Here is a 22,372-nt window from a genome sequence, read left to right on the forward strand (position 1 = left end):
ATGGTGATCACTTTAACGTTGAACTGATCTTAATCTTTTAACTTTATTCTTTCACCTCGCTCGCTAACTTCTCTTCCATAAAAACCAAAACGGGTTGCAGCCCGAAGGTTGCAACCCGTTTTTTTTGCGTTGATAAACAGCGCGTATTAGTTAAGTTTTTCTCTAATACGTGCAGATTTACCAGAACGCTCACGTAGATAGTAAAGTTTCGCACGGCGAACTGCACCGCGACGCTTAACTGCTACGCTATCGATAAGAGGGCTGTGCGTTTGGAATACACGCTCAACACCTTCACCGTTCGAGATTTTACGAACTGTGAATGCTGAGTGAAGACCACGATTACGCTTAGCGATTACAACACCTTCAAAGGCCTGTAGACGCTCTTTAGCACCTTCTTTTACTTTTACCTGTACAACCACTGTATCACCAGGGCCAAATGCAGGTACGTCTGTTTTAAGCTGCTCATCTTCAAGCGCTTTAATAATATTTTGGTTTACTTTTGCCATTATGTTTCTCACTTTCCTAGGTGTAACTGTCTTCTAGCCACAAGCTTTTTGGTACTCTTGCTGAAATTTTGCGAGTAATACCGCTTGCTCCTCAGTCAGAGCTAGGTTATGCAACAAGTCAGGACGTCGTAACCAAGTTCTGCCTAATGACTGCATTTGCCGCCATTTTGCTATCTCTTGGTGGTTTCCACTGAGTAATACAGCAGGCACCTGTTTGTCGTCCAATGTTTCTGGCCGTGTATAGTGAGGACAATCTAGCAAGCCATCCGAAAATGAATCTTGCTCTGCTGACTGATTATGCCCTAACACACCTGGCACTAATCGCGCTACTGCGTCAATTAATGTCATGGCAGGTAGTTCACCACCACTCAAAATAAAATCACCAATTGACCATTCTTCGTCAACGTATGACTCTATTATTCTCTCGTCTATACCTTCATAGCGACCGGCAATCAAAATCAGCTTTTCGGAGTTTGCGAGTTCGCTCGCCCCTTGCTGATCTAATTTGCGCCCTTGCGGGGACATATAAATTACTTTTGCACCATCACCTGCCGCTTTTTTTGCGTCAAGAATGGCTTGTTTCAATGGTTCAACCATCATTAACATACCGGGTCCGCCCCCGTAAGGACGGTCATCTACGGTTCTATGCTTATCAGTTGCATAGTCTCGTGGATTCCAGCAGTTAAAGTCGATTAAACCACTTTTTACTGCGCGACCTGTTACACCTTGCTGTGTAATAGCATCAAACATGTCCGGGAAGAGGCTGATAACCCCTACCCACAACGAACTCGTTTGACTCATTAAAAGCCAGGATCCCAGTCTACGGTAATTTCTCTCGCATCGTGCTTAACTTCTTTGATAACTGAATCAGTTAAAAACGGAATTAAACGCTCAGCTTGGCCAAATGCATCTTTATTATTTGCTTTCACAACTAATACGTCATTTGAGCCTGTCTCCATCAGGTCATCAACGATGCCTAAGTTATAACCTTTATCGGTTACAACTGACATGCCAATGAGATCTCGCCAATAGAACTCGCCTTGCGGCAGTTCTGGTAGTTGCGCTGCATCCATTGAGATTTCTGCATGGGTATAAGCCATTGCTTCGTCTCGGTCGTTTACTTGCGCAAATTTAGCGATAAAGCCTTTGTTGTGGCGACGCCAGTCGACCACTTCTAAGGTCTGCCATTTACCTTGCTGCCCTATCAACCACGGGCTGAAATCGAAGATCCCTTGGGGATCATCAGTAAATGAATGTACCTTAAGCCAGCCCTTTATACCATATGGGGCACCGAGCTTTCCTACGACAATTATTGATGAGGTGTTCTCTTGACTCATGGTTACACTTACGCCTATTAAGCCGCTTTACGAGCGTCTTTTACTAACTTACTTACGCGATCTGAAAGAGATGCGCCCTGACCTACCCAGTGTTCAACACGAGATAAATCTAAACGTACTTTTTCTTCTTGACCACTAGCAATTGGGTTAAAAAAGCCTACTTTCTCGATGAAGCGACCGTCACGCGAGAAACGGCTATCCGCAACCACAATTTGATAGAAAGGGCGTTTTTTAGCGCCACCACGTTGCAAACGAATAGTTACCATACCGTCCTCTAAATAGATTGACTGTTTTCATTAATAAGATTTACTCCCCAGTATGGGGAGCTGGGGAATTGTACGAGTTTTTAGCAACAATGCAAGTAAGAAGTGACTCGAAATGAGTGTTAAGTTGATTAAACTATGATCTACACGTTAATTCAGGCTATATAGCGTTTTCAATGCATAATTTATCCACAAAAAAAGAGACTATTTGCCTCTTTTTTTGTTAACTAAATCACGATCTCATCGAGTGTTAGCCAAAATATTAGAATTTAGGACCACCACCACCCATCATTCCAGGGGGTAACATGCCTTTCATGCCGCGCATCATTTTCATCATGCCGCCTTTACCTTTCATTTTTTTCATCATTTTTTGCATTTGCGTAAACTGTTTTAGCAATTTATTGATCTCTTGTACTTGCGTACCTGAACCCGCAGCAATACGCTTTTTACGCGAGCCTTTAATGATTTCAGGGCGGGCACGTTCTTTTTTAGTCATTGAACTGATAATCGCTTCCATTTGGATAAAAGTTTTATCACCCATTTGCCCTTTCACTGCATCAGGTAAATTTGCCATACCCGGTAGTTTATCGAGCATCGACATCATGCCACCCATGTTCTTCATTTGCTTTAACTGCTCTGCAAAATCGTCTAGGGTAAAGCCATCACCTTTAAATACTTTTTCAGCAACTTTTGCAGCTTGCTCTTTATCGACTTTCATTTCGACTTCTTCGATCAATGAAAGTACATCACCCATACCAAGTATGCGCGACGCGATACGATCTGGATGGAAAGGTTCTAACGCATCTGTGCGCTCACCAACACCCATAAACTTAATAGGTTTGCCGGTAATATGACGAATTGATAAGGCGGCACCACCGCGCGCATCACCATCAGTCTTGGTTAGTATCACACCTGTTAGCGGCAATGCTTCATCAAACGCTTTGGCAGTATTGGCAGCATCTTGACCTGTCATGGCATCAACCACAAACAAAGTTTCGATTGGGTTAATAGCATGATGAAGGTTTTTAATCTCGTCCATCATGTCATTATCAACATGCAAACGACCTGCAGTATCAACTAATACAACATCGATAAATTTCTTTTTCGCATGAGAAATAGCCGCAGTTGCAATATCAACTGGCTGTTGTGAAATGTCACTTGGGAAAAACTCAACACCGACTTCATCAGCCAGTGTTTCTAACTGTTTAATTGCCGCTGGGCGATAAACGTCGGCACTGACCACTAACACTGATTTCTTTTTGCGTTCTTTTAAGAACTTAGCCAGCTTTGCAACACTGGTCGTTTTACCAGCACCTTGCAGACCCGCCATCATTACAACCGCTGGCGGTTGTGCGTTTAGGCTCAGCTCTTCGTTTGCTTCGCCCATGGCTTTTTCAAGCTCTTCGCGAACGATTTTAATGAACACTTGGCCTGGACTTAGGCTTTTGGTGACTTCAATGCCTACTGCGCGCTCTTTAACTTGTTTAACAAACTCGCGAACAACAGGTAAGGCAACGTCGGCTTCTAAAAAGGCCATACGTACTTCGCGTAGCGTATCTTTTATGTTGTCTTCTGTAAGGCGCCCGCGGCCGCTGATATTCTTTAAGGTTTTACCTAATCGTTCTTGGAGGTTCTCAAACATGTAAAGGTTCCGATCAAACGTGATATACCAATTTTTCAATCTAGGTTATTACTGCAAGTTTAACACTTGGCGTAAATCGCGCGATTTCTATAATCAGTATTATTAAAATTTTAATTAAAAGCAGTATACCGTAAATGGTGGCGCACAATACAGTGTTCAAGTGCGCTGTTTGAGTTTCTTTTTACAAACTCTATGCATTTGCCTTGCTATAAAATACAATGCCCTTACTCTAACAAGGAATATTTGACTCAAATTGAGTGGCCCAAGCACTATGCTAATTATTAGTTTAACTATTATTGCCAGTTTATTTTATATCTTAGCGACGTCTCACGTGCTGTCTCGGTTATTTCACCAACAAGGTCCGAGCCAAAAGCTGACGATAATCCTCAGCACGGTAGCAATTTTAGCGCACATGTTATTATTGGTGAATTCAGTGTTTCGTGCCGATGGCCAAGATTTAAGCATTGTTAATGTATCACTGTTAACCTGCTGGGTGATTGTGGTATCTGTCACCACTGTGTCGTTAAAGTTCCCTGCCACATTATTACTGCCTGTTGTCTATGGCTTTGCCGCTTTACTCACAATAGCCAGTTTATTTATTCCACATCATATTTTATTGCAAAGTATTGATGTCGATATTGGGTTAGTTACCCATATTTCACTTTCATTGCTTGCTTACTGCGTATTAATTATTGCGACCTTGTATGGTGTACAATTTTACTTTATCGACAAACGCTTAAAACGCAAAGATTTAGCTATAGTGCACAGCCACCTCCCACCATTAATGGTGGTTGAACGTCAGCTTTATCATTTATTAACCTTAGGAACTGTTTTATTAACAATGGCGCTGTTGTCTGGGTTTGTTTTCCTTGATGGCATGTTTGCAACAGAGTTTATTCATAAAACTGTTTTATCGTTAGTTGCTTGGGCTATATTTGCAACGGTGACAATTGGTCACTTAAAGCAAGGGTGGCGTGGTAAACCAGTGGTACTGGCTATTATGGCTGCTGCTTTTGTTTTAACGTTAGCTTATTTTGGCAGTCGTTTTGTGCAAGAGGTGGTCCTGAATAAGTTTTAACTTGACTCAGGCAGCCCACTCCCGCTTAATACACGTTGGTTAAATAAAAAAGGATCCTTCTTTGGACAGCATCTCTACAAGTGTTTTGTTTATGATACTTGGAATACTCATACTTTGTTCTGCATACTTTTCTGGTTCTGAAACAGGCATTATGTCAATTAACAGAATCCGCTTACGTCACCTCGCTAAAGAAAACCATCGCGCAGCAAAACGTGTCAACAAACTGTTGAGCCGTCCTGATAGACTGATAGGCCTTATCCTTATCGGTAATAACTTGGTAAATATTGCTGCAGCACAGGTTGCAACCATTATCGGTATCCGTTTGTATGGTGATTTAGGTATCGCCATTGCTACAGGTGTATTAACCCTGGTGGTATTAATTTTTGCTGAAGTAACCCCTAAAACACTTGCAGCCCTCTACCCTGAGCGAGTTGCCTTTCCTAGTTCAGTGATACTCAAAGGGTTATTAAAAATTCTCTTTCCATTTGTCGTCGTTGTTAACTGGATGACCAATGGGATATTACGATTATTTGGTATTAGTGCGGCACAAATAGATGAGCACAGCATGAGTAAAGAAGAATTAAAAACGGTGCTGAATGAATCTGGCGCGCTGATCCCCGCGCGTCACCAAAGTATGTTGACCTCCATTTTAGATTTAGAGCAGGTCACTGTTGAAGATATTATGATCCCGCGTAACGAAATTGTTGCCATTGATATCAACGATGACTGGAAACTTATTAGTAAACAGCTTACCCACGCACAACACACTCGTGTACTACTTTATCGTGACCAAATTGATGATGCGGTAGGGTTTATTCACTCACGCGATGCACTGCGGTTATTAACGAAAGAACAATTTGATAAACCATCATTGCTTCGCGCAGTTCGTGAGATTTATTTTATTCCTGAGGGTACGTCGTTAAATACTCAGCTATTTAAATTTCAGCAATCGAAAGAGCGTATCGGTTTAGTCGTTGATGAATATGGTGACATTCAAGGGCTTGTGACCTTAGAAGATATCCTAGAAGAAGTAGTCGGTGATTTTACTACCACACAAACTCGTACGCCAAGCGAAGAAGTTGTGTCACAAGATGATGGCTCATTTTTAGTTGATGGCGGTGCTAACGTACGCGATCTAAACAAAGAAATGGATTGGGAGTTCCCTCTTGATGGGCCGAAAACATTAAGTGGTTTAATTGTCGAATACTTAGAAGACATTCCTGATGCCAAGTTGAGTTTGCGCATTGCAGGCTATCCGATTGAAGTTGTTGAAGTAAAAGAGAACATGATCAAACTTGTACGCATTCAAGCGAACAAACGTAAAGTATAAGCAACATATGTAGAGTAACCTATGGTTACTCTACTCCCTCAGATCATTCCCGCAACAAGTTTTTTGTTCATTATTCTCTATAACGTGTTAATTATTAGGCTATTATATTTATAACTTTATAGATATGGAAAATACAATGGAAGATATTTCTATCGAAACCATTTACACCAAAGCCATCGAAATGGTGATGTTGTATGGTCCTAAATTTTTACTGGCAATATTTGTGTTAATTGTTGGTTGGTGGTTTGTTGGCCGTGTTGCAAATATGGCTGAAAAGTCAATGGTACGGGTAAAATTTGAAGCTGGACTCACGCACTTCTTAGTATCGTTTTTATCTGTCATTTTAAAGTTACTGTTACTGATCTCAGTAGCATCAATGATCGGTATAGAAACAACTTCGTTTATTGCAATGCTTGGCGCAGCTGGATTAGCTGTAGGTATGGCACTGCAAGGTAGTTTAGCTAACTTTGCAGGTGGCGTGCTGATCTTATTTTTTAAACCATTTAAGATTGGTGATGTTATTGAAGCCCAAGGCTATATGGGTAAAGTGGTTGAAATTCAAATATTTGTTACCGTATTACTCACTTATGATAATGAAAAAATTATCATCCCAAATGGTGCGCTTTCTAATGGCTGCGTAAAAAATAAATTTGCTGAACCAACGCGCCGCGTTGATATCGAATTTGGCATTAGCTACGGTGATGATGTGCTTAAAGCGCGAGAAGTACTAATGGGCGTGTTAAATAGCTACGATTTAGTACTCAAAGATGAAGAAAAACAACCGGTTGTGCATGTAAGTCAACATGGTGATAGCCATATTGGTATGCTGGTTTGGGCATGGGTAAGCTCTGAAAATTACTGGCTGGTGTATTTTGGTTTATATGAACGCGTTAAAATTGCCTTCGATAAAGAAAATATTACCATTCCGTTCCCACAGCGCGATGTGCATATTCATCAATTCCCAGGGAAGTAAATCGCACACTATAAAGCCCGCAATGCGGGCTCTATAAATAGTAAGATTAACTAAATAGCCTTTCTAGCCACCCTTTATCTAAATCGTCTTCACAGCGTTTAAGCTGAGCCGCATAGCGACTTGCACGATTTTTCACTTTATTAGCCACTGCCATTAACCACTTTTTCTTTTTATAGGTGCCGCGTTTATAACCGCCCCAACCTTCGTGGTAATTTAGGTATTGCGCGTAGGCGTCCCATTTTGAGACACCATTAACTTTATGAGTTTTATAAACAAACCAGCCCATAAAATCGATAGCGTCATCAAAATCATCGCGATCAGCACCACTATTACCCGTTTCACGAATATAATCAGACCAAGTGGGGGTTTTTGCTTGTGAGTAGCCATACGCTGAACTTGCTCGCCCTGTGGGAATTATCCATAAAAAATATTCCATTGGTGGCGCGGCATCATGCTTAAAGGAGCTTTCTTGATACATCATGCTCATTAGCACATGCTTTGGTGATCCCCATTTTTCTTGAGCATCTTTTGCGTCATAGTACCAATCGCTTTTTTCTTCAAAAATCTTACATATATCATTAGGTTGCTTTGGAGGGGCTGTTACGCAACCAGTTAACACAGCTCCCAGCAATAAAATAATTAAACTTTTTTTCATTTTTTTTGTTGCTCGCTGAACTTTTTATAAAAGTATAAGTCTTATACCATGAATGCGCAGTTTAGCATTGTTTATCCCTGAAGAATCTTTACGCAGCCAACTTGGGCTGCGTTTTTTTTTGCCTGCTTATTTAGCTGCAAACTTACTTAGTAGCAAAGTAAGCATCTAAAAAAGCATTAAATGTTTGATTATCAGCGGCGTTCAACTCGCGCTCAGCAATAACTGATTGCTCTGCTTGTTGTATTAAATAACTGTCTGAATACACTTTATATGGCGTATCTTGATGTTGTTGTTGGTAACTTTTTGCCAACGACAAGGCAAAGTGACCATTATCAGTACCGGATCTTTTCAGTTGTCTAACATAGCGTCCTGAATACGTTAATTCAGGATCTGCTATCCATTGGCTTAATCGGGTAATCGTTTCGCGGTAATAGCTAACACCGTAAGCATTATCCATATAGGCTGCAACTTGTTGTAATTGTGCGAAGATATCTGCTCCCCACGTTGCTAGACTACATGAACTGCCAGAGCGATTTAGCATCACTTTTGAGGCGCGGCCTTGGCTGACAACCGTATCTAAATTTTCGGTGCTACGCTGTTGCGAATCCCAATCCATAGTTGGAGAATCTTTCAATAAGCAATAAGTTAGAAAAACATCTAAGAAATGAATTTGCTCAATATCGATTCCCGTTGCTACAAATGGATTTACATCCAAAGCTCGGATTTCAATATATTCAATGCCGCCACGTAACAGTGCGTCGGTCGGTGTTTCCCCACTTTTAGCATTGCGCTTGGGACGAATTGGTGAATAAAATTCATTTTCAATCTGCAATACATTTTTATTTAATTGTTTAGGCTGGGCATCTTTATAATCTGCAAGCTGATCATAAATATCTGATGGTGAATGTATCGCACTTTTTAATCCTGCAACATACCCATCTAATGAGTTATACAGTACTTTTAATGATGACTGAGCACTGTTGGTATAACCTAAGTTACCTAAGCGTAAAGCTGTGCCCACTTCAAGATAAAGCGTACCTTTACCTAACTTTTTAAAAGGAAGCTCGGTGTTGCGTCCTTGTAAAAATGAATTACACAGCGCTGGCGATGCACCAAATAAATAACTGATCAGCCATAGCTCACGCTTAAAGTTACGGATTAGACCTAAATAACCTGCCGAAATAAACTCTTGTAATGAGCCCGTATCGTCTTTAATCGTTTTTAAACTAAGCCAAAATGACTCTGGAAACGATATATTAAAGTGCACACCAGCAATGGCTTGCATCATACTGCCATAACGATTTTTCAGCCCTTCTCGGTACAGCGTTTTCATTCGTCCAATATTAGAATCACCATATTGCGCTAGTATAATGTCATCCTGATGCTCTATAAAACAGGGCATACTGATAGGCCACAGTAATTCATCCCCCATCTGCGATAGGGTGAACTTTTGTAAATCTTGCAACTGACTTAACGTTTCTTCAGCAGATTCACTAACAGGTGTTATAAACTCTAGTAAAGACTCAGCAAAATCAGTGGTTATATGCCCATTAGTTAACGCACAACCAACCTCTTTTGGATGACTTTGCTGTGAAATCACACCGTTTGGCTTGATCCGCAACGCCTCTCTTTCAATACCGCGTTGAATGCCTTTTATTGCATATTTATGCTGTTCTGGGGCTAGCGCCGCTAACGCTTTAGTTAAATCATGTGTAGTCAAAAATGCTTCCTCGAGCCACGTGGCCTAATCCTAAGTCAATGGGGGCAAATTGATAATACTCAAGGTTTAATAATGGCATAACTCTAATTTCCACTATTTACCAAGACGGTCACCGTATGTTTGTAAAACAAACTTGCTGCGGGCAGTTAAGCTGACACCCAAATTTTTACTAATCTTGCCATTGTAGAAGCTAATATACAATTGCTTTAATGACACCAGTGTAATGCAAGATGCTGACTAATTAAATGCTTGCGATGTGCAACTCATTGCTCCATTACTCACACTGAACAATGATATCTATTTATATATTCAGCAATTACACGATTACATGTGCAGCTTTATGCAAGATTCTTTGTTTTAGATCACTAAAAGGTTATTTAAGAGCAATTTTACACCTGTGAACACTGAACCTGCTATCATTACGTTTGTATGAACTTTATAATCATTACTAATAATAAAGCATGTTTAAGGACTACCTATGCGTCGGGGCCAGCAGTTAATAAACGAAGAAGTCACCTTTTCAGATCATCAAGAGCTCGTCTCCACTACAGATATACGTGGAGTGATCACCTATGCTAATAAAGAATTTTGCAACATTGCCGGCTTCAACCTTGAAGAACTCATTGGCAAAAATCATAATATTGTTCGCCATCCTGATATGCCCAAAGCTGCATTTAAAGAAATGTGGGAAAAACTCAAACAAGGTCACTCATGGCGCGGTATGGTCAAGAACTGCTGCAAGGATGGCCGCTATTATTGGGTTGATGCATTTGTTACGCCTATTTTTGAACACGGCCAACTCGTTGGCTATCAATCCGTACGAACAAAACCGAGCGAACAACTAAAACGCCGAGCACAAAGCCTATACACTAAAATAAATGCTGGTAAATCATTGTCTTCTTGGCGTGAATGGGTGGCTGTTCGCCAAAGTGCAGCCCTACTTATTGGCTTACTTGGTTTAGCATTATTGGCAGCTTTTGTGTCTATTGCTGTTGCACTGATAACTGCGTTATTTAGTTTGCTAATTATGCTATTAAATTATGATGAATTAGTTATCACACCAACAGCACTGAAACAACTAAAGGCTGTAAATGATTCTGTATCTCGCTATGTCTATATTGGCCATCATCCATTTAGTATTAGCGAATATAACCAGCAAATGCTTAATGCTAAATTACGTACAGTATTAGGGCGAGTAAAAGATACGACTGTCACGTTCACTAGTGTTGCGGCTAACCTAGATCAGCAATCAGCACTCACTGAAAAAGGCATTGCCGCTCAAGGGCAACGTCTTGGTCAAATAGCCACCGCTATGTCACAAATGAGCGCAACCATAGGAGAAATTTCAAGCAACACTCATCATACCGCTGAAAAGGTAAATATTACCTACCAAAGCTGCACTGATATAAAACTGCACATTGCAGACAATAGTGCCATGGTATCTGATCTTGCTTTACAAGTTGAGCAAGCGGCAAGCACCGCTAATTCTCTTGCAACCGAGGCTGATAAAATAGGTCAAGTAATGACTGAAATCGAAGGCATTGCAGAGCAAACCAATTTACTGGCATTAAATGCAGCGATTGAAGCGGCGCGTGCTGGTGAACATGGTCGAGGTTTTGCGGTGGTTGCCGATGAAGTGCGTGCATTATCTTCTCGCACTCAACGTGCTACTGCACAAATTCATAGTTCAATTAAAGAAATACAAGATACCCTGTTTAGCTGGTCCACGGTCATGAAAAACACCAAGGCGCAAGCCGATGAATGTGTAAATACCACCGGACATACTCAAGTTGAACTGGATAGCATTTTCGCGCAAATAAGTGAAATATCACAACTAGCAACACAAATATCTGCTGCTGCCGAGCAACAGCAAACTGTCAGCCTCGATATTAGCGATAACATTACTCAAATAAAAGGTTACAGTGACGAGAACTTAACGTTGAGCTTTAATGTCGCTAAAGGTGCAGCACAGCTTGTCGAAGGCTCACGTAAAGTTAACGATATATTACTTACTTTTAAGGTTTAATTAAGCGGGGCTAATTGATAAGGCTTTATCTTTAATATTTACTTTATAACTTTTTATTGCAACGAGTTTTAAGGCCAGCATATTCACTGGCCTTAAAACTCAGTTAATCAGTTAGCGTGCTGAGAACACTAAACCATTTTCGTCAGCATCAATAACTATCATGTCACCACTTTGATATTCACTAGCGAGTAACTTCTGCGATAATGGGTTTTCAATGGTATGTTGAATAGCGCGTTTGAGTGGCCGTGCGCCATAGACAGGGTCAAAACCACTGGCTGCAATTCTATCAAGAGCGGCATCACTTATTTGTAACAAGTAACCCATCCCTGTTAGGCGCTCACGTAACTTGCTTAATTGAATATCCGCAATCTCTTTAATATGTTCATTAGCAAGTGGATGGAATACCACGGTTTCATCAATACGATTAATAAATTCAGGTCTAAACTCATTAACCAAAACGTCCATCACTTTTTCTTTTAACGCTGCATAATCGTTGTTCCCGGTTTGCTCTTGAATAATATCTGAGCCTAAATTTGAGGTCATGATGATCACCGTATTTTTAAAATCAACAGTACGACCTTGGCCATCCGTTAAACGACCATCATCCAACACTTGCAGCAGAATATTAAAGACATCAGGGTGTGCCTTTTCGATTTCATCAAGCAAAATTACAGAATATGGACGACGACGAACAGCTTCTGTTAAGTAGCCACCTTCTTCATAACCAACATAGCCCGGAGGCGCGCCAACTAAGCGAGCAACTGAGTGCTTTTCCATAAACTCCGACATATCAATACGTATCATCGCGCTTTCGGTATCAAACATATATCCGGCTAATGCTTTAGTCAGCTCAGTTTTACCGACCCCTGTTGGGCCTAAAAATAAAAACGAACCGATTGGCCTATTTGGATCAGCAAGCCCTGCACGGGAGCGACGTATCGCATTGGCCACAGCAATAACCGCTTCATCCTGACCAATAACTTTTTGATGTAAATGTTCTTCCATTTGCAGCAGTTTTTCACGCTCACCTTGGAGCATGCGAGAGACCGGAATACCCGTCCAGCGTGAAAGTATCTCGGCAATTTCATCTTCACCCACTTGGTTTTTCAGTAAGCTCATTTCTTGCATTTCAGCTTGTGAAGCTAAGTCGAGTTTACGTTCCAATTCTGGGATACGGCCGTATTGCAGCTCTGACATGCGCTGTAAGTCAGTGGCACGGCGGGCAACATCTAAATCTAATCGCGCTTGTTCAAGTTCAGCCTTAATTACTTGAGTACCTTGCAAAGAGGCTTTCTCAGCTGTCCATACTTCATCAAGCTCACGGTATTGCGCTTCAAGATCGGTGATCAGCTCCTGCATTTCAGAACGACGCTTTTGACTGGCGTCGTCTTTCTCTTTAGCAAGTGCATTATCTTCGAGTTTTAGCTGGATAATACGACGCTCTAATTTATCTAATGATTCAGGTTTTGAATCAATTTGTAGACGAATAGACGAGCCCGCTTCATCAATTAAATCAATGGCTTTATCTGGTAGTTGGCGATCACTAATATAGCGATGTGATAAATGTGCGGCAGCAACAATGGCTGGATCGGTAATTTCAACACAGTGATGTAACTCGTAACGCTCTTTCAAGCCTCGAAGTATCGCTATGGTATCTTCTACTGATGGTTCTTCAACCAGCACCTTTTGAAAACGACGTTCTAAAGCGGCATCTTTTTCAATATATTTACGATACTCATCAAGGGTTGTAGCACCGACACAATGCAGTTCACCTCGAGCCAATGCAGGTTTGAGCATATTACCCGCATCCATTGCACCATCAGATTTACCAGCGCCCACCATAGTATGAATTTCGTCAATAAACAAAATTACTTGGCCTTCTTCTTTAGCCAATTCATTAAGCACTGATTTTAAACGTTCTTCAAACTCACCTCGGTATTTTGCACCGGCCACCAAGGCTCCTAAATCAAGCGATAACACACGTTTGTTTTTCAAGCCTTCAGGCACTTCGCCATTAATAATACGCTGTGCGAGCCCTTCGGCAATCGCAGTTTTTCCGACACCGGGTTCACCAATCAACACGGGGTTATTTTTAGTACGCCGTTGTAATACTTGAATAGTGCGGCGAATTTCATCATCGCGGCCAATAACAGGATCAAGTTTTCCCTGCTCTGCACGCTCAGTTAAATCGATAGTAAACTTTTTCAGCGCTTGACGGGTATCTTCAGCATTTGGATCATCAACTTTTTGACCACCGCGAATAGCTTGTATTGCTGCTTCTATTTTAGCGCTAGTCATATTTAAAGCGCGGAAGATATCACCCAATGGTCCTTTATCATCACACGCTGCTAATACAAATAACTCACTCGATATATATTTATCTTTACGCTTTTGTGCATACTTGTCGCATAAGTTGATCAGTGAAACCATGTTATTTGACAACTGCACGTCGCCGCCAACACCTTCCACTTTAAATAGCTTTTCTATCTCTTGCGATAACTTGGTATTAAGTTCATCGGCACTCACACTGGCTTGGGCTAATAACGCACGCACACTTGAGCCACTTTGCTGCAAGAGTGAATACATTAAATGTACCGGTTCAATAAATTGATGATCACGCCCAAGCGCTAATGACTGAGCGTCAGAGAGCGCAGATTGAAATTTACTGGTAAATCGATCTAAACGCATAAGGGGTTACCTATTAAAAAAACTAATTACTTAATTAATGGGTATGCTCAGCACTTTGATCAAGGCTTAGGAGAAAATATACTCAAAGAATAAGCACTTACTTGCGCCAGATCAAAGAAGCCATACGCCCTGTTTGACCATCTCGACGATATGAAAAGAATTGTTCACTATTGCTAACCGTACAGTACTCACCACCACTAATATTTCTTATGCCTAGATTAATAAGGTCGGTGGTTGCAAGCTGATAAATATCCGCTAAATATTTACCATCCGCTTGCGCTGCAAATGCAGTGTGATGAGTTGCTGATTGCTCACAGAAAAGTGTTTTTACTTCACTGCCAACCTCAAACTTTGCAGCACCTATGGCAGGACCAAGCCATGCTATAATTTTCTCTGGCGGGCAGCTAAAGTGACGCACAGTATTAGCGATAATCCCCCCATGCAAACCGCGCCAGCCACCATGTATAGCAGCCACCTCTTCACCACTTTCACTGGTAAGCAAAACCGGCAAGCAATCTGCGGTCATAATTGCCAGTGGGTGATTTTTTAATCGAGTATACAGTGCATCCGCATCATAATTAGCCTGAGGGTCAGAATACTCATCCACAATAACGACATCACTGCTATGGATCTGGTTAAGCCACACCGGTACTTTAGGAAGCTGAGCAGCTAAAAGCGCGCGATTCGTTAATACCGCTTGCTGATCATCGCCCACATGTAGGCCTAAGTTTAAACTCGTAAAAGGCGCATGCGATACACCGCCCTGACGAGTTGTACTGAGTGCCCCTACATTGGTTGGCGCTGTCCAATTAGGATAAAGCATGAAGGCAGCTTAAAAATCGATATTTGGATTAGCTTTGGTGTCTTCACGAAGTACGTGAGTCATGGCAACCATGTCATCAGGAATTGGGGCCTGCCAAGTCATCATTTCACCCGTAATTGGGTGTGCGATACTTAGCTTTACCGCGTGCAATGCTTGACGATTAAATTCACGTAACATTTGGAACAATTCAGGTGTTGCGCCTTTTGGTGGACGAGGACGACCGCCATAGGCTTTATCACCAATCAATGGATGATTGATAAATGCCATATGCACACGAATTTGGTGAGTTCGGCCAGTTTCTAAACGAAGACGTAATCGCGTATGCGCACGGAATTTTTCAGCAACACGAAAATGCGTAATTGCTGGTTTACCCTGCTCATGCACAGCCATGTGTGTACGCTGCGTAGGATGGCGGCCAATTGGTTTTTCAACCATGCCACCCGCTGTCATTGTGCCATTACAAATTGCTTCATATTCACGCGTGAAATTTTCACGCTTTTGTAATGCTTTAACTAAATGTGTTTGCGCCTGAATTGTTTTAGCTACCACCATCAAACCGGTCGTATCTTTATCTAGGCGATGCACAATACCTGCGCGCGGAACATTAATGATATCTGGATAATGATGCAACAATGCATTGAGCACTGTGCCATCAGGATTACCGGCGCCAGGGTGCACAACTAAACCCATAGGTTTGTTGATAACTAAAATATCATCATCTTCATAAACGATGTTTAATTTGATATCTTGCGCTAGATATTCACGTGGGGCTTCAATGCTAGTTTCAACATTGACTGTTTCACCGCCGAAGAGTTTCTCTCTTGGAGTGTTTAAAATTTCACCATCCACGGTGATTTTATCATCCAAAATCCACGTTTTTATACGTGAACGTGAATAATCAGGGAACAATTGTGCCAATACTTGGTCTAGACGTTTACCGCCTAACTCAGTTGGCACCTCGGCTTGAAGAGAAATTTGCTCTGACATTAGTAACTTTACCCAATTTACCAGTGCAAGCTGCGCTCGACTGGGTTAGAATCGCTTTTAATAAAAGCATTATATAATAAGCATAGTTTACTCGGTTTTACCCACTTGGCCTAGCCGAAGACATCGAAGGTAACAAATAAAATGATAAATAAAATAGGGAAACGTGCATTCGCCATTGTTTTTACAGTTTCATTACTTGGTTTAGGTGCCTGTTCGTCAGCACCTGATGCAGAAGATATCCAACGCGTTCCTAATAAATCAGCGCAAGCGTTGTATGATGATGCCAAACAAACTCTTGATTCAGGCTTGTACGCGCGTGCAATTGAGCTTTTGAGTGCGATTGATTCACGCTATCCGTTTGGGCCTATGTCAAAACAAGTTCAAATGGATTTAGTCTACGCCCATTATCAAGCGGGTAATACTGAACAAGCGCTTGCAACAATTGACCGTTTTATTCGCCTAAATCCAAACCACAAAGATTTAGACTATATGTACTACATGCGTGGTTTAGTAAATATTAAAGCCGATAAAAACGCATTCCAAGAGTATTTTGGGGTTGATAGGGCTGATCGTGATGCTAATCGGACCCGTGTTGCTTTTACTGATTTATCAACTTTAGTTAATCGCTTCCCTGACAGTGGCTATGCCCCTGAAGCAAAAAGACGTTTAGTTTGGTTGCTCAACAAAATGGCTCGTTACGAGTTGAAAGTTGCTGATTACTACTATGAGCGTGAAGCTTACTTAGCGGCAGCAAATCGCGGTAAATACGTTGTTGAACATTATTCGCAAAGTAGTTATTTAAATGAAGCACTTGAAATGATGGAAAAAAGCTACAAAAAGCTTGGTTTACCAGAATTAAGTAAACACGCTAAAATGACCCGAGAGTTAAATAAAAAGAAATAAATTAACATATACAAAAAAGGCACTACTCATTGTTTATAATGAGTAGTGCCTTTTTACTACCTAATTTTTTAATCTCAGATAAGAAATTAAATCGCTTCTTCATCTTCTTCAGCAGTACGAATACGCACTACACGCTCAACATCAGTGACGAAAATCTTACCATCGCCAATTTTGCCTGTTTGTGCAGTTTTAACGATCACCTCAATAGCACGGTCAACATCGTCATCACCAAGGACAATATCAAGTTTTACTTTTGGTAAAAAATCAACCATATATTCAGCGCCACGATACAACTCAGTATGGCCTTTTTGACGGCCAAAACCTTTCACTTCACTGACGGTCATACCAGTAATACCTACATCAGACAATGCTTCACGCACATCATCAAGTTTAAATGGTTTAATTATTGCTTCAATTTTTTTCATTATTAGTCGCTACTCTTATATTTCTAATTGAGTCGATTTTAGACAATCCTGCACTTCATAGCAAACAAAGCAATTGAATTACGGTGATTTAATCGCCAGCAATGGTATGATTATACCAATAGGAACAACTATACTTAAGGTAAGTTGCTCAAAGTGCACGATTTACCCAGTGTCAACCCAGTCTTAGAGGTGAACATGAACAAACAACAACATGGTTTTACACTACTTGAGGTGATGGTCACCCTTGCGATAGTCGGAATTTTAGCCTCAATCGCTTTTTGGAATAGTACCGACATGCTAGAAAACAACCGAGCTGAAAATTATTTACTGGAGTTAAAACGTAACATCAGCTTTGCTCGTGCCAAAGCCACCAGTACCGATTCATTGATCGTAGTATGCAGTGGTGATACAACCCAAATAGAAAGAGACAGAAAAGTGACCTGCTTAAATGATTGGAATAACGGCTCTATCATCGTCTTTTATGATAGTAACAGTAATGGCATTCATAACCCTCGCAGAGGGGACAAAATACTCAGGGTGATGGAAGAAATACCTCAAAGCAGCAAATTGACGTTTACCGGTGATAGCTCATTAGTATTTGATGCAAGTGGTCGTATTACCTCGAACCCAGGCACATTCATCTACTGCCCAAATAAAGATAATGAAAACAATAAAGCATTAACAGTAACTCAATCCGGCACCGCTTTTTATAATGGAGATACTGAAAACACTTGCGATTAAACTTCCCCTATCCTTGCATCTAATTTAGGGTCAACTAAGCTTAAGCTACTTGTCATAATTGAGAACTTCATGGATGAAGGATATAAACAACGGCGAAAAGCTACTAGGAACCACATTGATTGAAACTATGGTAGTGTTAAGCATTATGTCCATAATGTGCCACTTAGTTTTATTTAATTATCAACCGTTACTCATAAATATCCGCCTTGGCAACCATATCGCAAAAGTAAATAGAGCTATAGGCTTATCTCGTTTAAACGCAATATCTTATGACGTAAACGTAACTTTTTGTGCACTTAAAAATAATCAATGCCATAGCGATAATTGGCACAAAAAACTAACGGTGTTTACTGATACTAACGAGCTGGGTAAATTTGATGGTAAAGATAAAGCTTTATTTTACATAGAATCTACACACTCTGAAGATATGCTCACTTACCCTCGACCATTTATTACTTTTCGGTATAACGGCACACCAATGGGCTTTCACAACGGTACATTTATATATTGTCCTAAGTATCAACAAGCAAGCTATAAAGGGCTTGCTATATCTATAAGCTATACGGGCAGAACAAAAATTAAAAACACCTCAAAATGCCAAGAATAGTCAACAATAAAGCAGTTACAAACTATTTACCCCAACACATAGAAGAGTTAGCTTTTGGTGTTGCGGTTTTTAGCCCTGCATCATCAATAGTAAGGGTCTTACAGTCATCATCTTTTAATGGAGGACCAGCAACTGGAGTTGCCGTAAAGCTAAATGTCCCTGCATCGTTATCAACTTCAACCTCAATAGTATAAAAACCATGCTCAGTTGGTGTCGTTACACCAATATTTTCTAAATTATTTGTATATTCTCGATTATCGACAAAGAACTGTTCTTGCCTATTAGCTGCATCAAGAAGAGAAGTTATCGCTTCCGTGCGCGCAGTACGTTTCACATGCTCAAAGTAGCTAGGGAGTGCGATAGAAGCAATAATTCCAAGTATTGCAACTGTAATCATTAGTTCAATTAACGTAAAACCCTGCTGTTTACTTGTTATCATTTATTTCTCACTTATCAACTTTGTTATCATTTATTTCTCGTTTATAAATAAATGTTTGCTGTGTTTTAAAACCGAAGCCAATGGGTACGACATCACTAACAAGCTTAATTTTGCCATCTGCATCTAAAGTAATGCCTACCCCTGTTATTTCTTTGGGGGTAAATGGGTTGTTTGGGTTTATCTCACAATTTTCTGGACATGTAGGCTGTTTAACACCAGGACCAATAAGTAAAAACTGACTTTGTGTTTTTACATCATCACCTGTATCGTCACATTTTTTATCATTATCACTATCTGTACACGTTGGCCCTTCACCAAAATATAATTGAGGTGTGTCCGGCACATCATTACTAGTCGTGAAACTCAATTGATCATACACTTTAGTACCATAATGTAAGTGAAAAGCATACATAGACCCTTTACCACCGCTTAGTGAACATTGATTAGTTGTTTCTGTCGCTGATGATGGCGTATATGAAGTGAAGTATGCCACTCCACCTACAACCGTTGCCGCTGCAAGCGACTTTTCACCACTTGCAGGCAAATCATAATACCAACCTGCCTTATTACTTAAATTAATCTCTTCTTTTGTAAACTTATCGATATCATCCAATGCATTACCAAATGGATCTGAATTTACATTCATTAAATCAGATACGGTGATAGTTTTAGGTATATCAGAACCTTTAAATGTTTGGGTTAACGTATTTGTATCTCGGATCATATAAAGCTGGTTAAGCGCTTTAGTACCAAGCGGATTAGAACGATTTCCGCTGCCAAATAACACGGCATCAAATGGTGTATCTTTTCGTGTCACAAACGTTTTACCGTTATATTGAGTATTGGTCACCTTACTAAACATAGTACGCGCAATCATGGGCTTATAGAAAAAACGTCTATCTAAAGCATTATTTTCGCCACTTAACTTTGCAAACTCAAAATGAGTCCAATCCGCTATTGATTCTGTCGGCATATCTATACGCCAAACGCTGCCCCTCGTATCAGCAGCATAAATACGATCAATATAACCATCATAATCAGAATCTAGCGTTGTTACATTAGCTGCAATACTATTTTTGCCTTTAAAGCCCTTCGCTGGAGTCAACTCCCATATCAACTTTCCATCTGAGGCTTTTACGATATATATGCCACGCCCTTTAGTATCATCACTAAGTGCAACGTTATCTTTATTAGTATCATAACCAGCACCAAAAATAAGCACAGGCTCTTTACCATAAGCTTTTATGAAGGAAACTGTCGGAGCTGACCAGCTTTGCGCTAATTCAGTAAAACTACCGCTTCCGCCTTGAATTGGCCCACCCCACATAAGCTTTGGCTCATCTGGATCAGTGATATCCATTCCATAATAATTTGTACCACCACGGCGCATACCAAAAAAAGCCCAAACTTTATCACTACCATTTACTACACCATCCCGATTGGCATCATCGAAATAAATAGTAATAGCTCCATCCACACCATACTTTTTAATTCCCTGTGTATTTTTTCTAAGTGGATCGATAATTTTATAAAGACTACTAGGAATAAAAGCCCAACTTTCATTCACTGTATTTCCTGAGTCCTTAAACATATGTAAAAACCCAGCATTTGTTCCTATTAAAATACGGACATTACCATTTCCATAATCAATAGCAACAGGCTTTGAATGTAAAGGATCACCAAAAATATCTGCTCGTGATCCACTGCCTGCATTTGCATTATCTACATCAATGCCTCGCGCCCAATCGATTGTATCCTCGAGATCACTCTCATTCACTGCAAAATATTTAGCAGCTTCTGTTTCATTTGAATATGCTGCCTTGATCGATTTAAAGTCAAAATCAATTAAACCACCAGTATTAGCATCAGTAAGCACCTTACGAGCACTTGCATCTTCAGTTAATACGGCATTTGCCCCCCCGTTTTGAACAGAGTTCCCATCTGCTGCAGCGTCTTTATCAAGCCAGAATGTATGTGCATCTTTTTTAATTAACCCATCCTTGTTGAGGGCTTGGTTATCTTTTGAGTCAACAATTTGTGTTCCTGACACTTTTAATTTTTTTAAATTGCCAATCCAACGAGCGCCAGGTGCAGGGTAAAACATAGCGTAATAAATAGCGTCGCGACTACGAGTCTGGTCAACATTGTTACTCGCCACTGCGGGAGAAGTGAATGTATCATTAACTGAACGTATAAATGACACAGCTTGATTTAATGCCTTAACTAACTGTTCAGGTGTACTTGCTGGGAAAGTTCCCCCTCCGCCTAAGTTTCCTGCTTCTTTTAATAACTGCTGACCTTGCTGACTCATACCTGAGCCAAAACCAATTGTAAATAAGCGGCCCGTTTCATGAATATCTTTAGTTAATGGGTACAAATCAACCTTTGTTGTACCTGTACCATGAATCACTTTGGCTAACTGATGTAAGTAATTACCATACATATAGTCATCATTATCTAAGGCATTGCCAAAATACTTTTTGTGTTCATCGCTTATTTCATCATCACTATTATTATCTTTGCCCGCAGATGGGTCACCGTCAGTCATATAAATAATATTAACAGAGTGATCACAACGCTTAGCTTCGGCGACACTGTCAGCAAAAGGGGAGATATAAGAATAGTTGTAGTTGTATTGCCATTCATAGCTGCAATTCCACCCCCAGCTGTTACATTTACGAACTAGCTCTCTTCCCGCATAAACTTTACTTTCAACATTTGTATCTCTACTGCTCTCGCTGAGATTTAGCGCATAGTGCAAACCTCTCCCTGTTATATACAAATATGCTTCCCAAAGAGTTTCAGCTAATGGAGTACCACCATCGGCAGGTAGGTTATCTATTGATGCTTTTATAGCAATGTGTGAACTACCAATACCATTCAATATATAACCGCCATCAGTACTGTTATAGCGCATAAGACCAAAATCAATGTCAGAATTACCTGTTATCAACTCAGTCATTGCATTTTTAGCCACCCCTAGTCGACTGTCATTACATAACTTCCAACCACCATTATTATACTGGCCACAATTTCCACCTGTTTTAGATGAAAACGCCATACTCCCAGAGGTGTCAAAAATTAATAAAACCCGCGGTTTTTCATCTAAATCAACATTATGATTTACATATAATTCAATGTCTTCAGCATAGCTTTGCATACTCAAAAGTACTACCATGCTGAGTGAAACATTCATAACTAACTTTTTAAACTTGATCATATTTACTCG

The 22,372-nt window shown here is 40.5% G+C and carries 20 protein-coding genes; 7 read left to right on the forward strand and 13 right to left on the reverse strand.

Going from position 1 to position 22,372, the window contains the following annotated elements; all coding sequences use genetic code 11:
• Positions 1-146: 146 nt before the first annotated feature.
• From rplS to ffh, 5 genes are all read right to left on the reverse strand, one after another.
• The gene (rplS, locus tag J7338_RS06270; protein WP_002962189.1) at positions 147-506 is read right to left on the reverse strand and encodes a 50S ribosomal protein L19; all 360 of its coding nucleotides are present in this window, start codon (positions 504-506) and stop codon (positions 147-149) included.
• A gap of 33 nt (positions 507-539) precedes the next feature.
• Entirely contained in the window at positions 540-1,307 is a 768-nt protein-coding gene (trmD, locus tag J7338_RS06275; RefSeq protein WP_087530755.1) for a tRNA (guanosine(37)-N1)-methyltransferase TrmD, read from the reverse strand.
• On the reverse strand, positions 1,307-1,843 hold the full coding sequence (gene rimM / locus J7338_RS06280) for a ribosome maturation factor RimM (RefSeq protein ID WP_210796245.1): 537 nt from the start codon (positions 1,841-1,843) through the stop codon (positions 1,307-1,309). Before rimM ends, trmD begins: the two co-directional genes overlap by 1 nt.
• Positions 1,844-1,860: 17 nt before the next feature.
• Positions 1,861-2,109, reverse strand: coding sequence for a 30S ribosomal protein S16 (gene rpsP / locus J7338_RS06285; protein ID WP_016708927.1), 249 nt, complete (start codon positions 2,107-2,109; stop codon positions 1,861-1,863).
• 259 nt (positions 2,110-2,368) lie between these two features.
• The gene (gene ffh / locus J7338_RS06290) at positions 2,369-3,748 is read right to left on the reverse strand and encodes a signal recognition particle protein (RefSeq protein ID WP_210796246.1); all 1,380 of its coding nucleotides are present in this window, start codon (positions 3,746-3,748) and stop codon (positions 2,369-2,371) included.
• A gap of 271 nt (positions 3,749-4,019) precedes the next feature.
• Here ffh and J7338_RS06295 point away from each other — a divergent pair, with 271 nt between their 5' ends.
• The 3 genes from J7338_RS06295 (at position 4,020) to J7338_RS06305 (ending at position 7,129) form a co-directional block, all read left to right on the forward strand.
• Positions 4,020-4,826, forward strand: a complete 807-nt coding sequence (locus tag J7338_RS06295; protein ID WP_210796247.1) for a cytochrome C assembly family protein — start codon at positions 4,020-4,022, stop codon at positions 4,824-4,826.
• Positions 4,827-4,887: 61 nt separating this feature from the next.
• Complete coding sequence (locus tag J7338_RS06300) at positions 4,888-6,156, forward strand: HlyC/CorC family transporter (RefSeq protein ID WP_210796248.1); 1,269 nt, start codon at positions 4,888-4,890, stop codon at positions 6,154-6,156.
• 136 nt (positions 6,157-6,292) lie between these two features.
• Positions 6,293-7,129, forward strand: coding sequence for a mechanosensitive ion channel family protein (locus J7338_RS06305; RefSeq protein WP_210796249.1), 837 nt, complete (start codon positions 6,293-6,295; stop codon positions 7,127-7,129).
• 46 nt (positions 7,130-7,175) lie between these two features.
• Here J7338_RS06305 and J7338_RS06310 read toward each other — a convergent pair whose 3' ends face one another.
• Positions 7,176-7,784 carry a transglycosylase SLT domain-containing protein gene (locus J7338_RS06310; protein WP_210796250.1) on the reverse strand — a complete coding sequence of 203 codons (609 nt, stop codon included), beginning with the start codon at positions 7,782-7,784 and terminating at the stop codon, positions 7,176-7,178.
• Between the two features lie 142 nt (positions 7,785-7,926).
• Complete coding sequence (gshA, locus tag J7338_RS06315; RefSeq protein WP_210796251.1) at positions 7,927-9,504, reverse strand: glutamate--cysteine ligase; 1,578 nt, start codon at positions 9,502-9,504, stop codon at positions 7,927-7,929.
• A gap of 478 nt (positions 9,505-9,982) precedes the next feature.
• Between gshA and J7338_RS06320 the strand changes: the two genes are divergently transcribed.
• Positions 9,983-11,530, forward strand: coding sequence for a methyl-accepting chemotaxis protein (locus J7338_RS06320; protein WP_210796252.1), 1,548 nt, complete (start codon positions 9,983-9,985; stop codon positions 11,528-11,530).
• 111 nt (positions 11,531-11,641) lie between these two features.
• Here J7338_RS06320 and clpB read toward each other — a convergent pair whose 3' ends face one another.
• From clpB to rluD, 3 genes are all read right to left on the reverse strand, one after another.
• On the reverse strand, positions 11,642-14,218 hold the full coding sequence (gene clpB, locus J7338_RS06325; RefSeq protein ID WP_210796253.1) for an ATP-dependent chaperone ClpB: 2,577 nt from the start codon (positions 14,216-14,218) through the stop codon (positions 11,642-11,644).
• A 97-nt stretch (positions 14,219-14,315) separates the two neighbouring features.
• Entirely contained in the window at positions 14,316-15,041 is a 726-nt protein-coding gene (gene pgeF / locus J7338_RS06330; protein WP_210796254.1) for a peptidoglycan editing factor PgeF, read from the reverse strand.
• Positions 15,042-15,050: 9 nt separating this feature from the next.
• On the reverse strand, positions 15,051-16,028 hold the full coding sequence (gene rluD, locus J7338_RS06335) for a 23S rRNA pseudouridine(1911/1915/1917) synthase RluD (protein ID WP_145237221.1): 978 nt from the start codon (positions 16,026-16,028) through the stop codon (positions 15,051-15,053).
• Positions 16,029-16,169: 141 nt separating this feature from the next.
• Between rluD and J7338_RS06340 the strand changes: the two genes are divergently transcribed.
• Entirely contained in the window at positions 16,170-16,931 is a 762-nt protein-coding gene (locus J7338_RS06340; protein ID WP_210796255.1) for an outer membrane protein assembly factor BamD, read from the forward strand.
• 86 nt (positions 16,932-17,017) lie between these two features.
• On the opposite strand, the gene glnB is transcribed toward J7338_RS06340, so the two are convergent.
• Positions 17,018-17,356, reverse strand: coding sequence for a nitrogen regulatory protein P-II (glnB, locus tag J7338_RS06345; protein WP_169020616.1), 339 nt, complete (start codon positions 17,354-17,356; stop codon positions 17,018-17,020).
• A 195-nt stretch (positions 17,357-17,551) separates the two neighbouring features.
• On the opposite strand from glnB, the gene J7338_RS06350 reads away from it, so the two are divergent.
• Both J7338_RS06350 and J7338_RS06355 read left to right on the forward strand, forming a co-directional pair.
• Complete coding sequence (locus J7338_RS06350; RefSeq protein WP_210796256.1) at positions 17,552-18,097, forward strand: GspH/FimT family pseudopilin; 546 nt, start codon at positions 17,552-17,554, stop codon at positions 18,095-18,097.
• A gap of 73 nt (positions 18,098-18,170) precedes the next feature.
• Positions 18,171-18,704 (forward strand): pilus assembly FimT family protein, encoded by a 534-nt coding sequence (locus J7338_RS06355; protein WP_210796257.1) that lies wholly within the window; start codon positions 18,171-18,173, stop codon positions 18,702-18,704.
• Between the two features lie 22 nt (positions 18,705-18,726).
• Here J7338_RS06355 and J7338_RS06360 read toward each other — a convergent pair whose 3' ends face one another.
• On the reverse strand, positions 18,727-19,143 hold the full coding sequence (locus J7338_RS06360) for a type IV pilin protein (protein ID WP_210796258.1): 417 nt from the start codon (positions 19,141-19,143) through the stop codon (positions 18,727-18,729).
• A gap of 7 nt (positions 19,144-19,150) precedes the next feature.
• On the reverse strand, positions 19,151-22,363 hold the full coding sequence (locus tag J7338_RS06365; RefSeq protein ID WP_210796259.1) for a pilus assembly protein: 3,213 nt from the start codon (positions 22,361-22,363) through the stop codon (positions 19,151-19,153).
• Positions 22,364-22,372 lie beyond the last annotated feature (9 nt).

This window comes from Pseudoalteromonas ostreae (genome assembly GCF_018069805.1).
GTDB classification, from domain to species: domain Bacteria; phylum Pseudomonadota; class Gammaproteobacteria; order Enterobacterales; family Alteromonadaceae; genus Pseudoalteromonas; species Pseudoalteromonas ostreae.